Source organism: Bacillus sp. T3 (assembly GCF_033449965.1).
Classification (GTDB): Bacteria; Bacillota; Bacilli; order Bacillales; family Cytobacillaceae; genus Bacillus_BU.
On record NZ_CP137761.1, the window covers coordinates 3,426,868 to 3,442,960 of the forward strand.

12 protein-coding genes and 3 pseudogenes are annotated in these 16,093 nt (G+C 39.6%); 3 read left to right on the forward strand and 12 right to left on the reverse strand.

The window, feature by feature from the left end:
- Positions 1–157 precede the first annotated feature (157 nt).
- Entirely contained in the window at positions 158–334 is a 177-nt protein-coding gene (locus RGF10_RS17560) for a Spo0E family sporulation regulatory protein-aspartic acid phosphatase (RefSeq protein WP_412176642.1), read from the forward strand.
- A gap of 59 nt (positions 335–393) precedes the next feature.
- Here the strand turns inward: RGF10_RS17560 and RGF10_RS17565 are convergent.
- The 7 genes and pseudogenes from RGF10_RS17565 to tkt all read right to left on the reverse strand — a co-directional run bounded on the left by RGF10_RS17565 (position 394) and on the right by tkt (position 9,968).
- Positions 394–2,185, reverse strand: a pseudogene (locus RGF10_RS17565) (ABC transporter ATP-binding protein).
- 2 nt (positions 2,186–2,187) lie between these two features.
- Positions 2,188–3,936: pseudogene (locus RGF10_RS17570) on the reverse strand (ABC transporter transmembrane domain-containing protein).
- A gap of 460 nt (positions 3,937–4,396) precedes the next feature.
- Positions 4,397–4,618, reverse strand: a complete 222-nt coding sequence (locus RGF10_RS17575; protein ID WP_318504204.1) for a YneF family protein — start codon at positions 4,616–4,618, stop codon at positions 4,397–4,399.
- Between the two features lie 86 nt (positions 4,619–4,704).
- Positions 4,705–5,145 carry a sporulation inhibitor of replication protein SirA gene (gene sirA, locus RGF10_RS17580; protein WP_318504206.1) on the reverse strand — a complete coding sequence of 147 codons (441 nt, stop codon included), beginning with the start codon at positions 5,143–5,145 and terminating at the stop codon, positions 4,705–4,707.
- Positions 5,146–5,375: 230 nt separating this feature from the next.
- A complete protein-coding gene (gene cydB / locus RGF10_RS17585; protein ID WP_318504211.1) occupies positions 5,376–6,401 on the reverse strand; it encodes a cytochrome d ubiquinol oxidase subunit II in 1,026 nt (341 codons plus the stop codon).
- Positions 6,391–7,737, reverse strand: a complete 1,347-nt coding sequence (locus tag RGF10_RS17590) for a cytochrome ubiquinol oxidase subunit I (protein WP_318509559.1) — start codon at positions 7,735–7,737, stop codon at positions 6,391–6,393. The genes cydB and RGF10_RS17590 overlap by 11 nt, the downstream gene beginning before the upstream one ends.
- Positions 7,738–7,963: 226 nt before the next feature.
- Positions 7,964–9,968, reverse strand: a pseudogene (tkt, locus tag RGF10_RS17595) (transketolase).
- 350 nt (positions 9,969–10,318) lie between these two features.
- Here tkt and RGF10_RS17600 point away from each other — a divergent pair.
- The gene (locus tag RGF10_RS17600) at positions 10,319–11,524 is read left to right on the forward strand and encodes an MFS transporter (RefSeq protein WP_318504213.1); all 1,206 of its coding nucleotides are present in this window, start codon (positions 10,319–10,321) and stop codon (positions 11,522–11,524) included.
- 264 nt (positions 11,525–11,788) lie between these two features.
- Here the strand turns inward: RGF10_RS17600 and RGF10_RS17605 are convergent, their stop codons facing one another.
- From RGF10_RS17605 to RGF10_RS17615, 3 genes are read right to left on the reverse strand one after another with little or no spacing between them, the layout of a single operon-like run.
- Positions 11,789–12,022 carry a DUF896 domain-containing protein gene (locus RGF10_RS17605; RefSeq protein ID WP_318504215.1) on the reverse strand — a complete coding sequence of 78 codons (234 nt, stop codon included), beginning with the start codon at positions 12,020–12,022 and terminating at the stop codon, positions 11,789–11,791.
- Positions 12,023–12,065: 43 nt separating this feature from the next.
- Positions 12,066–12,752, reverse strand: a complete 687-nt coding sequence (locus RGF10_RS17610; RefSeq protein WP_318504239.1) for a YneB family resolvase-like protein — start codon at positions 12,750–12,752, stop codon at positions 12,066–12,068.
- Between the two features lie 19 nt (positions 12,753–12,771).
- Positions 12,772–13,086: a cell division suppressor protein YneA gene (locus tag RGF10_RS17615; protein ID WP_318504243.1), complete on the reverse strand. Its 315-nt coding sequence runs from the start codon at positions 13,084–13,086 to the stop codon at positions 12,772–12,774.
- 155 nt (positions 13,087–13,241) lie between these two features.
- Between RGF10_RS17615 and lexA the strand changes: the two genes are divergently transcribed.
- On the forward strand, positions 13,242–13,865 hold the full coding sequence (lexA, locus tag RGF10_RS17620) for a transcriptional repressor LexA (RefSeq protein ID WP_318504257.1): 624 nt from the start codon (positions 13,242–13,244) through the stop codon (positions 13,863–13,865).
- Between the two features lie 390 nt (positions 13,866–14,255).
- Here the strand turns inward: lexA and glnA are convergent, their stop codons facing one another.
- Together glnA and RGF10_RS17630 are read right to left on the reverse strand one after the other, a co-directional pair.
- On the reverse strand, positions 14,256–15,590 hold the full coding sequence (gene glnA, locus RGF10_RS17625; protein WP_318504272.1) for a type I glutamate--ammonia ligase: 1,335 nt from the start codon (positions 15,588–15,590) through the stop codon (positions 14,256–14,258).
- 34 nt (positions 15,591–15,624) lie between these two features.
- Positions 15,625–16,029 carry a MerR family transcriptional regulator gene (locus RGF10_RS17630; RefSeq protein WP_318504282.1) on the reverse strand — a complete coding sequence of 135 codons (405 nt, stop codon included), beginning with the start codon at positions 16,027–16,029 and terminating at the stop codon, positions 15,625–15,627.
- Positions 16,030–16,093 lie beyond the last annotated feature (64 nt).

The following is a 16,093-nucleotide window of genomic DNA, read 5'->3' on the forward strand; positions in this document are numbered from 1 at the left end:
TCTTCGTTATAATGATGATTGTGTGAAAGAAATTGTGAGTCTCTTCACAGATATTCTTTTTATTTCGAAGATTGAAATTCAGTTCGTTCGTGTTGAATACCTACAACAGAAATATACAGAGTATTATGTAGTTTTCTAATTAAGAGTGAAAGGAATTATGATAGTGCTAAAACATGAACTGCTTACATTAATTGAACAGAAGCGTGCAGAGCTCATTTCAGTAGTTTCAAAAAATGGATTAAGCTCATTGGACGCTGTGCAACACAGTCAGGAACTTGATGATCTTCTCAACAAGTACAACAATATATATATAAAGAAAATCCAAACAAATTAACAAGCAAGCTGGAACTAAATCGCCAACCTGCTTTTATTTTTGCCTATTTACGAAAAATGCTACTGTACTGCTTCTTCCACTGAGTCTACGGTCCCATTTTGCAGCAAGTACATTTTATGGTAAAGACTTTTTTTTGCCACTAATTCCTGATGATTTCCTCTTTCGATAATTTCACCATGATGAAGGACGAGGATTTCGTTCGCATCCTGAATCGTTGATAATCGGTGGGCAATTGCTATTGTTGTACGGCCCTTCCTCATTTTTGCCAATGCTGCCTGAATCGCTTCCTCTGTTTCTGTATCGATATTGGCTGTCGCTTCATCGAGCACGAGAATTTTCGGATTGGCTGCAATGGTTCTAGCAAATGCCAGGAGCTGCCTTTGGCCACTTGAGAATGTCGACCCTCGTTCAACGACCTTATCGTTATACGCATGCTCTAATTTTTCGATAAAGCTATCAGCTTGAACAAATTTTGCCGCCTCGATGATTTTCTCATCGCTCATGTCTTTGTGATGGAGCCGAATATTATCCTTTACCGTTCCAAAAAATAAAAACGGATCTTGCAACACAAGCCCCATTTTGCTCCGTAGTTCCTGCTTCGAATAGTCCTTAATCGAAACCCCATCAATCAATATTTCACCATGCTCAAACTCATAAAATCGCATTAACAGATTGATGACCGAGCTTTTGCCGCTTCCAGGTATGACCGACTAACGCAATCGTTTCACCTGGTTTCGCTTTAAACGAAATATTTTTCAATACATCCTGCTTGCCGTCATAGGAAAAGCTGACATTCCGAAATTCAATCTCTCCTGCTTTGATGTCGCCTGCGACTGCTTTTTGCTGTGGAGCTTTCTCGGTCTCGTCAAGCAATGCAAACACCCTGGAACCAGCAACAATCGCTTGCTGGTACATCGAAAGCCGCATCATCATATTGTTTACCGGCTCGAAAAATCGATCTAAGTAGTTAATAAAAGCATATAGAACGCCCACTTCGATTGGACTTTGAAACGAGCTAATTCCAAAAAAGCTCAAGACTATGATGAGTGCTAAAGTGTATACGAGGTCAACTGCTGGCCTAAGTAGGAGTCCATCCACTTTAATATTTTTCATCCCCGCCAAGTAATGTTGTTGATTAATGGCGGCAAATTCTTCGGTTAAGCGCTTTTCTTGACGGAACATTTGAATAATCGCCATGCCTTGTAACGATTCACTTAGCTTGGCATTTAACCGGCTCAGTTGCTCACGCATGTCCTGATAAAACATCGAGCTGTAGCGTCGATACATCCATACGATGAAAAAAATTACTGGCAGAATCAGCAAGCAAAATAGCGCAAGCTTCACATTCAAACTGAACATCGCCACAAAAATCCCAATCATTAAAAAGCCACTTTGGACAAATGTCACTAAAACCGTCACGAACATATCCTTAATCGCTTCCGTATCATTCGTTACCCTTGAAACAATACTTCCTGCAGGGGTTTGATCAAAATAGCGCAGACCGAGGTTCTGGACTTTTGTATATACATCCATTCGAAGCTGGTGAATAATGTACATCGCAATTTCCTGAAACTTGAATAATTGAAAATACGACACAATCACATTACCGATTTGAATCGCTATATACGCCGCTCCCAAGCCAAATAACGGCTGAAAGCTCAGATTTCTTGGTGTTAAATAATCATCAATGAACACTTTTATAATGATAGGACCTAATACATCGCCAATCGTCGTCAAGAGGAGCAAGCTAAAGGCGAGAACAATCAGGCGCCAATGTGGCTTGGTGTAGGTTAACAATCGCATCAAGACTCTTCGTTGCTCTTTACTATTTAAGACGGTACCTTTCACCATGATCAACCTCCCTGCTCTACCAAATCTTCGAGCTGCTGCCTTACATACATCTCCTTATACCAGCCACCCTGCTCCAATAACTCCTGATGGGTCCCCTTTTCAATCATCCTTCCATTCTCAAGCACAAGTATTAAATTCGCGTGGGCAACTGCACTTAATCGATGCGATGTAATGATCGTCGTTTTTTCGTTGCGGTTTTGTTTGAGCGAGCTGAGAATCGCTTCCTCCGTTTTTGCATCAACGGCCGAAAGGGAATCATCGAGCACTAACACCTCAGGATTCAATAACAGCGCCCTGGGCGATTGAGATTCTTTGCTTTTGCCCACCTGATAAGGAAACCCCTCTTTCACCGACAACCGTTTCGTATTGCTCTGAAAAATGGAGGATATCGTCATGGATGTTGGCGATTTTGGCCGCTGAGATGATTTCTTCTTTTGTTGCATCAGGATTGGCAAAGGCAATATTCTCAGCAATAGTTGCTGAAAATAGAAAATGATCCTGTGGGACATAGCCAATCGCCGCTCTTAAGCTTTCCATTTTATAATAGGCTAACCGTTCGCCTCCAAACTGAATCTTTACGTTTTCCTCCTCAAACTCTCGAATCAATAGCTTTAATAAGGTGGTTTTTCCAGCACCCGTTTTTCCAACAATACCGAGTGTTTCACCTTGCCTAAGTGTAAATGAAATATTCGTTAATACTGGCTCGCTCTCGTTTGGATACGTAAAGCTGTCGATTTCGTATTTAATATCACCGCTCGGGATTGATTTAATCGCACCCGCTTCATCGCGAATTTCGATTTCTTCTTTTAATAAAGATGATACGCGGTCATACGAGGCACGTCCTCTTTCTACTATATTAAATAGCCAACCAAATGCTAACATTGGCCAAATTAACAATCCTAAATATGTCGTAAACGAAATCAATTGCCCAATCGTTAAGTCTCCATTCAACACATAGCGCGAACCAAATCCGATAGCTAAAAAGAATGAAAGGCCGACAATGATCGAAATCGTGGGGTCATAGAGGGCGTCGATCCTTGCAACCTCAATATTTTTCGCAACGACATCGTCTGATTGTTTCCGGAAATCTTCTATATCCTCTTGCTCTTGACCAAACGTCTTAATCACCTTTATGCCAGTGATGCTTTCCTGCGTTTTATCATTCAGTGCCGAAAAAGCCTTCTGCGCTTTATGAAAGCGCTTATGTAAATGTGTACCATACCAGCTCGTTAGGATTGCCATAAGCGGCATTGGAATCAAACTGATCAACGTTAATTTCCAACTGATCGTCGTTGCCATCGTAATGACCACAATACTTCCAGTCATGATTGAGTCGACGAGTGTTAAAATGCCCATCCCTGCTGTTTGTTGGATCGCTTGCAGGTCATTTGTTGCATGGGCCATCAAATCGCCAACCCGCCATTTTTGATAGAAAGCCGGGACATTCTCGTAAAATGATGATAGAGCTGATTTCTTAACAGCCTAGCTAGTTTAACAGCAGACCCAAATATTCTTATTCTCCAATAATAGCGCAGCCCATACATGGCCAGTCCTGAAAGAAGCAGAGCGGCAATCCACGTAATCAGCTTTGTACCTGTCAATGTATGATTGTCAATTTCATCAACGACAATGCCAATGACCCGCGGTGGAATCAGGATCAGCAAAGCGACAACAGCCAGCATTAAGATACCAGATAAATAGGCTCTTTTCTCTTGCTTAAAAAACCAAAATAAATCGAGGAATACCTTCAAACGAACTCCGCCTCCTCCGTCGCTATATATTATTATGCTAAAACAGTTTACCAAATTCTGAAAAAATTAGATAGGAATATGGATTTTGTTGCTGGGCTGCTTGATCAAGCTAGGTATGAGTACAAAGCCCATTAATGTGACCACCTTAACCGCCTTGGTCACATAGACACTTCATGTGACCATTCCACCGTTCACTATTCGAAGAAATTGCATTCGATTTGTGCACATAGACCAGTTCTACGTTCACTATTCCAAGAAATTGGACCTGATTTGTGCACATAGACTGTTTCTACGTTCACTATTACAAGAAATTGAACCTGTTTTGTGCACATAGACTGGTTCTACGTTCACTATTTATAGAGTTTAAACCCGATTAGTGCACCTTAACAGATTTGGTCAAATAGACGACCCACCACGAACCCAAAGAAAAAAGCACTCTTACGAAAGAGTGCTTGTCTCATTATTTTGATTGTTTATTCATGGCGTTCATCATTTGATTGATTTTCTTCTGGGATGGTTTCATTCCCATCTGCATCATCATTGTTTTTAACATTTGTTCATTAATTGGTGGATTTTTCTTCAAGTAGTCCATCATATACTTACGAGCAATGAAAAATCCTAAAGCTACACCAGCAATAAGAGCCAGTACGCCAACTAGAATGGCAATACCAGTGGTACCCATAAAACACTTCCTCCTTCATGTTGTCTATCATACAGTGTACTAGACCAAAGGTAATTATACAATATCCTCATCTAATTTTGTTGATTTTAGACATATTTTCTTTCTTTAATTGGATTTAACCAGCCATAGCGCTCATGCCGTAAATCCATTGCAAGAAAGGAAGATTCGCACTGCCTTAATGCTTCAAAGAAAATAGTTTCAGTATCAAAGTTCCCATTTGACTCTAAATAAGCTACACGATTGGTAATCTCAAGCTTTGCGGCGCTCTTTTTTCCTTTTCTTTCTATATAATATGCCCCGTTCTCATAGCGAAAATCCTTATTTTTTCCCAACTTTTGTGTGATGACTTTATGAAGATTAAACGTAGGAATCGGCTTCGTGATAAATTGGATTTGTCTCTCAATGATCTTTTTTAATTCACCTTGTGACTGTTCATTTTCCAGAAAAAGCTCAAAAAACAGACGTTCTTTTCCAAAATAATGGGCGGCAAACTCATCCTCTATTAAATAAAGTTGATAGGATCTCATTGGGTATCCTCCTTAAACGACAACCGCTTTTTCCTCATTATAGAAAAAAGTCAATGGGAGGTTTGTCTTAAAGCGTCAAAAACAAGCACTATTTTTGTCGAATCGATAAAAACTATTTTTATTTTTTATAAAAATAGAACTAACAAACCCGCAAATACCTATCACAACAAGGATTACTATTTTTTTACGATCAAAAAAATAAGAGAGCCAAATGGCTCCCTTATATTATATTAATACCCCTTTGCGCTTTCTTTCGTCACTTTCCCCTTGAATAAGAAGTAGCTCCATACCTGGTAGGCGATAACGATTGGTACAAAAATGACCGCCACGGTGAACATAATCTTCAGGTTTAATGCACTTCCCGCAGCATTGTAAAGAGTTACGCTAAATTCATCACTTATTTTCGATGGCAGCATGTTCGGGAACATTCCCACAAATCCCGTTGCCATTTGCGAAATAATGGCCAACCCCAAGAACGTAAAGGCCATTCCTATTTTTTCTTTAAAAACAAATACTACAGTTAGTAAAATCGAAATGAGAGATAAGCTTGGCACAATCCATAGCAGTGGTACTTCATTAAAGTTTCCGGCAATTGGCGTCAAATTCATTGTAGCCACGAAGAAAATTGCTAAAACCGCTGCGGCAATCATCGAGAACGGTCGAGCCAATTTCTTGGATCGATGCGCTGCATCACCAACTGTCTTTAATTGAATCCACAGAGAACCTGAAAGGAGGAACATTGCCACAAATAGAACCCCACCGAGAAGTCCATATGGATTTAACAAACTTAATAAATTCCCTTCATAACCGTTTTCACCAATTAGCAATCCGCGATAAAGGTTGGCGAATGCTACACCAAACAATACGGCAATTAATAGGCTTGAAACGGAAAACGCCCATTTCCATGAGTTTTGCCATCTTGCAGAATCAACCTTATGCATAAATTCAAGTCCTGTTGCGCGAATGAACAGCGAAAACAAGATGAGGAACATCGCTTCATATAAAAATGAGAACATATCAGCATAGGCACCAGGAAATGCTGCAAAGGTCGCTCCACCCGCAGTAATGAGCCAAACCTCGTTGCCTCCCCAAAATGGTCCAATCGCTTCCTGTAATTGATTACGCTCTTGACGATTCTTCGTTACAAACGGAAATAGCATCCCTGTTCCTAATGTATAGCCATCTAAAAAGATATAAACGGTCCAAATTAACCCCCAAAGTCCAAACCAGATAACAGCCAACATATCATGAGACATAGGTTTGAGCACCTCCTGCTACTTCACTAACCCCTTCAGGTCCTTTTTTCGCGTATTTAATAATTAAGTAAACATCAGCAATTAATAGAACGGTATAGAATGCAATTAGACTTACGAGTGAAAACCAAATTTGCCCTAATGAAATAGGTGATACAGCATCCGAAGTTTTCATTAACCCATAAACCACCCAAGGTTGTCTTCCTACCTCTGCAACCATCCAACCGAGATTAATCGCTAAGTAAGGTAATAAAACCGAATAGATGACAAGCTTTAAGTATTTTTTTGATTCAACTAAGCGATTTTTGCGGTATAGATATGCGCCATACCATGTTAACGCCATGAAAAACATACCAAGTGCAACCATTGCCCGGAAGCCATAATAAACAAGTGGTACATTCGGTTGTTCATCGTCTGGAATCTGGTCCAGTCCGGTTACTTTACCGTCAAATTTATTTGTATAAAAGAAGCTTCCTAAACCAGGAATCGATAAGGCTTCAAAATTTTGTTTGTTTTCCGGATCCGGAATTTGGATGAGGCTGAATGGCATATTTGATTGTGTTTCCCAAACTGCTTCCATTGCCGCACCCTTAGCTGGTTGGATCTTTGTTGCATATACTCCAGATTGATGTCCGATAAACGGAGTTGCGGTTGCAGCGAACATGGCCATGAGTAGTCCATATTTGAATGATTTTTTGAAAAAGTCCACTTTATTCTTTCTTAATAAATGATAGCTGCTTACTGCCATGACGAAAAATGCACCAACAATATAACAGGCGATAACAGTGTGGAAAAACATATTCCAGGCATAATGATTGGTCACTAATGCGGTGAAGCTTTCCAGCTCAACTCGACCATTTGTTACTTTATAGCCAACCGGGTTTTGCATAAATCCATTGGCTGTAATAATCCAAAGTGCGGAAATATTCGTTCCCAATGCCACCATCCAAATGGAGATTGCTCGCATTTTCGGTGAAAATTTGTTTCTTCCAAATAACCAAATTCCCATAAAGGTTGATTCAAGGAAAAAGGCTAGCAATGCTTCGATTGCAAGTGGTGATCCAAAAATATCACCAACGTATCTTGAGTACTCAGACCAGTTTGTTCCGAATTGGAACTCCATCGTAATACCAGTGATTACGCCTAGAACAAAGTTAATCGAAAACAGCTTCCCCCAAAAATCGGCCATATTTCGATACACAGGATTTAGTGTTCTTGCATAGTTCGTTTCCATAATTGCTACTAAAATAACAAGTCCAATCGTTAATGGGACGAACAGAAAGTGGTAAAAAATTGTGATTGCAAATTGCAATCTGCTTAACAGTAATACTTCCTCCATCATAATCTCCTCCTAATTTCCAATACTTCCTATCCTTGTCACGATTATATTACAAAATTATAGTGGAATAATTCGGAGTTGTTACCAAAATGTGACGCACTATTGAATGTTTTGTGTCTTTTTTCATAAGTGTGATTTATGTAATTGATTTAGGTTATTTAACAACATAGAGAACGAAAAAAGGAACGAATCATAAGATTCGTTCCTACCTTTAATACCTCGTTTATTATCCTAATAAGGCTTTTACTCGTGCGACGACGTTTTCAACTGTGAATCCGTATTCCGCCATAACTTTTTCACCTGGAGCAGATGCACCGAATTGGTCAATTGCTAATACATCACCTTCGTCTCCAGTGTATTTGTGCCATCCTAGGGATGATCCCATTTCAATACCTAAACGCTTCTTCACGTTTTTCGGAATGACTGAATCTTTATATTCTTTTGATTGTGCTTCAAATCGATCCCATGACGGCATGCTGACAACTGCAACGTCAATACCTTCGCCTGCAAGAACTTTTTGAGCTTCAACGGCTAAACCTACTTCAGAACCTGCTGCTAGTAGAAGTGCATCTGCTGTTTCTTTAGTAGCTGCTGAAACGACATAAGCACCTTTAGAAACACCCTCGTAGGCAGTTTCTGCTGTACCCTTAATCGTTGGCAGGTCTTGACGAGTTAATACTAGTGCAGTTGGAAGGTTTTTAGATTCAACAGCAAGCTTCCAAGCAGCTGCTGTTTCGTTGCCATCTGCAGGGCGAACAACTGAAAGGCCAGGCATTGCTCGTAAGCCTGCTAATTGTTCAATTGGCTCATGGGTTGGTCCATCTTCACCAACAGCAATACTGTCATGTGTGAATACATATGTTACCTGGTAGCTTCATTAATGCCGATAGACGAATCGCTGGTTTTACGTAATCAGAGAATACAAAGAATGTTCCACCGAATACTTTTAAACCGCCATGTAGCGCCATACCGTTCAATGCAGCACCCATTGCAAATTCACGAACACCGAACCAAATGTTGCGTCCCTCGTATGAGTCGCGAGAGAAATCCCCTGCACCTTTGATCGTTGTTTTATTTGATCCAGCAAGGTCCGCAGATCCCCCAAAGAAATAAGGAACTGTTTTTGCGATAGCGTTTAACACTTCACCAGAAGATGCACGACTTGCGAGTGCTTTGCCTTCAGCATAAACTGGAATATCGTTTGACCAGCCTTCAGGCAGATCTCCTTTTGCTCCAATTTCAAACTGTTGTGCTAATTCTGGATAAGCTGCCTTATATTGTGCAAACAACTCGTTCCATTCTTTTTCTTTTGAAGCACCATTCTCAACGACTAATTGCTTGAAGTGGCTATAAACTTCGTCAGGCACATGGAAATCTTCTTCAAAAGTCCATTGATATGCTTCTTTAGTAAGCTTCAACTCATTTGCTCCAAGCGGAGAACCATGAACATCAGACTTACCAGATTTATTTGGAGAACCGTATCCAATTACGGTTTTCACTTCAATTAATGTTGGGTGATTTACATCTTGTTTTGCTTCTTCAATTGCTTTTGCAATCGCATTTAAGTCATTACCATCTTCTACGCGAATATACTGCCAGCCATAAGCTTTAAAACGGCCCTCTACGCTCTCAGAGAAGGATTTGTGTAACTCACCATCTAATGAGATATCATTTGAGTCATAAAGCACTACTAAGCGTCCAAGTTGAAGGTGAGCTGCTAAAGAAGCTGCTTCAGCAGAAACTCCCTCCATTAAGTCTCCATCTCCACAAATAGAGTATGTATAGTGATCAACAATATTAAAGTTATCTTTGTTATATTGAGCAGCTAAATGTCTCTCTGCCAATGCCATCCCGACTGCCATCGCGATCCCTTGTCCAAGAGGACCAGATGTCGCATCTACACCTGCAGTATGACCAAATTCAGGATGTCCAGGAGTTTTACTTCCCCATTGACGGAAATTCTTAACATCGTCCATAGATAAATCATAACCAGATAAATGAATCAAGCTGTATAACAGAGCTGATCCATGACCTGCAGAAAGCACAAAACGATCACGGTTAATCCAATTCGGATTCTTAGGATTATGGTTCATATATCTTGTCCAAAGTGTATATGCCATTGGAGCAGCTCCCATTGGCATTCCTGGGTGGCCGGAGTTGGCTTTTTCTATCGCATCAATCGATAAGGTGCGAATTGAATTTATCGACAATGTATCGATTTGTTCAAACATTCGTTTCATCCTTCCTATATTTTGATTCTAAGATTTCACACTTTTTATATTATAGTTCTAACCCTTATTACACAACCAATTGTGCTGTATTTTTTAAAAAAATTTGACTAATTCTCTGTTAGTATGACAAAAACAGCGAGAATATTATGTAAGACAGAGAAATTTCCAATGAAACACTGGCTATTTCCGCAAATTTTGTTATATTTGAAAAGTAGTGTAGACAGTTGTCTTGTCATCTAACTAGATTGAAAGACCACTACGAAAAAACTTAATAAAAGATGAGGAACGCTTGAATCAATTGGACAAAATAAAAAATAGAAATAGCGGAACTCTTGATTGGAGAGATGGATGTGAAAAAAAATAAGGCAATATCTCAGCGCAAGCTTCTTGGAATTGCCAGTCTCGGCTGGCTATTTGATGCAATGGATGTCGGAATGCTATCATTCATTATTGCCGCATTACAGAAGGAATGGGGCTTAACGACACAACAAATGGGATGGATTGGGAGTATAAACTCAATCGGGATGGCCGTAGGGGCATTAGTGTTTGGGTTAATGGCTGATCGCATCGGCCGAAAAAACGTCTTCATTATTACCTTGTTGCTCTTTTCCATTGGTAGCGGCTTGTCTGCCCTTGCAACTACCTTAACTGTCTTTATGCTTTTACGATTTGTAATCGGAATGGGACTTGGTGGGGAATTACCGGTTGCATCAACATTAGTTTCTGAAATTGTACCTCATGAAAAAAGAGGACAAGTTGTCGTGTTACTTGAAAGCTTTTGGGCAGGCGGCTGGCTAATTGCCGCGCTTATCTCCTATTTCATTATTCCAAATTACGGATGGGAGACGGCTCTTTTGATTAGTGCTTTTCCTGCAATCTATGCAATCTATCTTCGGATTGGCTTACCTGATTCACCACAGTTTGTTGCACACAAACAAGAACAAAAAACATCTGTTATCCAAAACATTACCTCCGTTTGGGCAAAACCACATATAAGACAAACGACAATGCTTTGGATTTTATGGTTTTGTGTCGTGTTCTCTTATTACGGAATGTTTATGTGGCTACCAAGCGTCATGGTTATGAAAGGCTTTAGCTTAATAAAAAGCTTCCAATATGTTCTCATTATGACTTTAGCCCAGCTACCAGGTTACTTTACCGCAGCGTGGTTTATTGAAAGAATGGGCAGAAAGTTTGTCCTTGTTACTTATTTAACTGGTACGGCGATTAGTGCTTATTTCTTTGGTATGGCAGATTCACTTGGACTTCTGATTACTGCAGGTATTCTGTTGTCCTTCTTTAATTTAGGCGCTTGGGGAGCGTTGTATGCCTACACTCCTGAACAATATCCAGCCATTATTCGTGGTACAGGAGCAGGTATGGCTGCATCGTTTGGCCGAATCGGGGGGATATTCGGTCCATTATTGGTTGGTTATCTTGTGGCACAGAAAGTTGCCATACCAATTATGTTCACCATCTTTACGATTGCTATTATCATCGGAGTCTTAGCTGTATTATTCTTAGGCAAAGAGACGAAGAATACTGTATTGCAGTAATGGTTAGGTATTTTGGCTGTTGATTTCCGCTCCGGGTGCTCGCTTTCGGCGGGGGAATCCAGGAGGCTCCTTGGGCGCCTGTGGGGTCTCTTGTGACCTCTTTCCCGAAAGTGTCTCTCACCTTCTGCTTCAATCAACAGTTTGCTTAAAAATCAATACCCTTCCTTACCAGAACTAAAAATAAAAACACACTTAAATTTTTACACAAACAAAAAACAGGAGGGTTGCATCGTGATGATGTTCCTCCTGTTGTTTTATATCCTATTAATGAAGGCCTTTTTTCGCCTTTAATCTCTTTAATTTTTCTGGCGTGACATCATTTCCTTCTGGGTCAACGATCTTTACGCTCTGGATTGTGTTCATCATTTGTGAGCGGAATGTTTCCAAATATTTTGCTCGAAGCTTTGATTGCTCCTTAGCTTCTTCCAGCGTTAATCCAGTTGTTTTTTTCTTCTTGGCAAGTTCATTTATTCTAGCTATTAATTCATTTAGTTGCATCACAGTACTCCTTTTTTAAAACTGTCAACTAAATGCCATAATACTAAATGTCTTGATTTTTGACAAGTGGTACCTCTTGGCTTTGCATTTCCTCCATATACTCTTGATATCGACGATGTACAGTTGCTTTTGACACATTAAATCCGAAGCCCCTTAACGTTGCTGCAATTTCTGCAAAGGTTAATTCATTTTTCCGCAATCTTACTATTTCTTCAATCGGTATTTCTTTTTGCTTTCGACCTGAGTTAATTCCTTGATTAGATAGATTTTTCTGAGGATTATATCCGGCTTTAATCGCTCGATTCATCCCTCTTTTTATTTTAATATTATGTAATTTCCGTTGGTACTCCTCGACCATGCCCACAATTTTTAATACCATTGATTCTGATTCTGATATTTGCAATTCTCCATTATGGTCTACGGAATAGAGCTTAATATTTTCTTTCATAATGCAGTGAAGAAGAACAATCTTTGCATTTCCTCGTCCAAGTCTCGTTTCATCTTGAATCAAAACAGCATCAATATTTGTTTCTTTTATTAAAGATAATAGCTTTAATATCCCTTCGCGTTCTAAATCATACCCACTTGCTTGCTCTTTAATAAGAGAATGTATGTGAAAGCCGTGTTGTTGGGCTAAAGCAATTAATTCCTCTTCTTGCCTGGCCAATGATGTTTCTTGAGTATCCTTTGTTGTACTTACTCGACAATATATAATTGCATTTTTTTTCATGATTTATACCTCATTATAATTACTCACCAGCAAGCACAGTCACATCTGGTTCATATTCTGTACCCTCTACCGGAATGACCAGTGAATCACCAGGATGGATCGCATCCTCTTCAATACCATTTTCCTCTTTAACCCAAGAAACAAATTCCGAGTTTGACATAGTGTGACGATCTGAGAATTTATCTGCGATTTCCCAAAGCGATTCGCCTTGCTGAACCGTAATATTTATGAATTCATCCGTTTTATCTAATTTATGTATAACAGTAAATATAGCAGCATAACTAATAGCAATTAAAATAATAACATAAGAATATCGTTCCCAAAGTTTTTTCATCAACATTAGCACCCCAACCCCATCGAATATATGTTCTACTCAAAGTATAAACCGAACGCTTGTTTGTGTCAACCAAAATTCGAACTTATGTTTGTATCAGTATGAGAAATTATGTTATAATGTGGTCAAGTAGAAAACCATATGAGGTGGGAAGAATGACAAAGTTATCGAAGCGTCAGCAAAATATATTAGATTACATAAAAGATGAAGTTAGAAAAAAAGGTTATCCACCTTCCGTTCGTGAAATAGGTGAAGCTGTCGGTCTAGCTTCTAGCTCAACTGTGCACGGCCATCTAGCCCGATTAGAAAGCAAAGGATTGATTCGTCGCGATCCTACTAAACCTCGCGCGATTGAAATACTCGATATCGACGAACAAGATAACATCCCAAGAAGCAATGTCATTAATGTACCAGTTGTCGGAAAAGTTACAGCAGGGGTGCCAATTACGGCAATTGAAAACGTCGAAGAATACTTCCCTCTTCCTGATCGTTTAGCCCCTTCAGATGAGCAGGTTTTTATGCTTGAAGTTATGGGTGATAGTATGATTGAAGCGGGAATACTTGATGGTGATTATGTTATCGTAAAACAGCAAAAAACAGCACAAAATGGTGAAATCGTCGTTGCGATGACTGAGGATGATGAAGCGACAGTGAAGCGCTTCTTCAAAGAAAAAGATTATATTCGCCTTCAACCGGAAAATTCATCATTAGAACCAATTATTCTGCAAAATGTTTCGATTCTGGGTAAAGTTATCGGTGTATATCGTCATATTCACTAGTCTATTAAAATAGCGTTTGGGGTCTCAGGATGATTGTCCTGAGGCTTTTTTGTTTTATAGGGGCAGGTTTTTGGTGGATGTGGAGTTTGAAAAATAAACGGAAATTTTCCGTTTAAATTGGGAAATACCAATATTTCCTTTAAAATAAGGGGAGTAATTCCGTTTATATAATCGAAATCTTTGGATTTTGTCTTTATTAGAGCACTTAACGGAAATTTCTCCCCTTATATCCGCTTCTTAATCATTCTCTACATACATTAGAGGGAATTTCTCCTCTTATATCTGTACTTTTAAACTGCCTATATTTAAATTAGACCGAATTTCTCCGCTTATTATTACCTAATAAAAAAACCGAACCAAGCCAATGGCCTGGTTCGGTTTTTCTATTGATTAATACATTTTCATGTATTGTTCTCTTTCCCATGGGTGTACTTGCGTACGGAACATATCCCACTCAATCTCTTTTGCTTCGATGAAGTGATCAAGGATGTGCTCACCTAATGCAGATACGATGACTTCGTCTGCTTTTAGGTTTTCTAATGCAGCGAATAGAGTTGCTGGAAGATCATCGATTCCTGCTTCTACGCGCTCTTCTTTTGTCATAACGTAGATGTTACGATCAACTGGAGCTGGAGGAGTCAATTTGTTTTTGATTCCGTCTAGACCAGCTTTTAATAATACAGCCATTGCTAAGTATGGGTTAGCAGCTGGGTCAACGCTACGCACTTCAACACGTGTGCTTAATCCGCGAGATGCTGGGATACGGATAAGTGGTGAACGGTTGCGAGCTGACCATGCAACATAACAAGGTGCTTCATAGCCAGGAACTAAGCGCTTATATGAGTTTACAGTTGGGTTTGTAACAGCTGTAAAGCTATGAGCATGCTTGATTACACCAGCGATAAATTGTGTTGCAACTTCACTTAATTCAAGGTCTTTGCTTGTGTCATAGAAAGCATTTTCGCCATCTTTGAATAGTGATAAGTTACAGTGCATACCAGAACCGTTAACACCGAATAATGGTTTTGGCATGAATGTAGCGTGTAAGCCGTGCTTACGTGCAATTGTTTTAACAACTAGCTTGAACGTTTGGATTTGGTCACAAGCTGTTAATGCATCAGCATATTTAAAGTCGATTTCGTGTTGTCCAGGAGCTACCTCATGGTGAGACGCTTCAATTTCAAAGCCCATCTCTTCAAGCTCAAGAACGATATCACGACGGCAGTTTTCGCCAAGGTCTGTTGGAGCAAGGTCGAAGTAACCACCATTATCGTTTAATTCAAGAGTTGGTTCACCTTTTTCATCTAACTTGAATAAGAAGAATTCTGGCTCAGGTCCTAAGTTGAAGTTTGTGAAGCCTAATTCTTTCATTTCAGCAAGAATACGTCTAAGGTTGTTACGTGGGTCACCATCGAATGGAGTTCCATCTGGATTATAGATATCACAGATTAAACGCGCAACTTTACCTTTTTCAGCAGTCCAAGGGAAGATCACCCAAGTGTTTAGGTCAGGACAAAGGTACATGTCAGACTCTTCGATACGAACAAAGCCCTCGATTGAAGATCCGTCAAACATCATTTTGTTATCAAGTGCTTTTTCAAGCTGACTTACTGGGATTTCAACATTTTTAATTGTTCCAAGGATATCCGTGAACTGAAGACGGATAAATTTTACGTTTTCTTCTTTAGCCAATTTAAAAATATCATCTTTAGTATACTTTGCCATTTCCGTATTTCCTCCCTTTTAAACCTATTAAAATTTATTGAAAAAAGCGCGACATATGACCTTGCCTCTGAGGACCGCGATTGAAACGTCCCGCTTGTAGCAATTCATTGCGAAGCAGCTTTCTGATTTCATTATCAGACAGCTCTCGTCTTGCTTTTTCAGTTTCTTTCGTTACTGCTTGAGTTTCTTCTAAATTATTTTTAGCAAAAATTTGCTTAATGCCCGCAAGATTTACACCTTGATCAATTAAGTCCTTAATCTCGAGAAGCTTGTCAATATCATTGAGTGAGAACATTCTTCTTTTCCCATCAGATCTGGCCGGAGAAATGAGTTCATGCTCCTCGTAATAACGAATTTGTCGGGCGGATAAATCGGTTAGTTGCATAACTGTGCCGATGGGAAATAAAGGCATGGTGCGTCTTATTTGACTTCCGCTCAATCAATTTCTCCTCCTTGGTTTTTCCTACTTCTTGTTTATATTATATTTCGCGTTAGAATTTCTG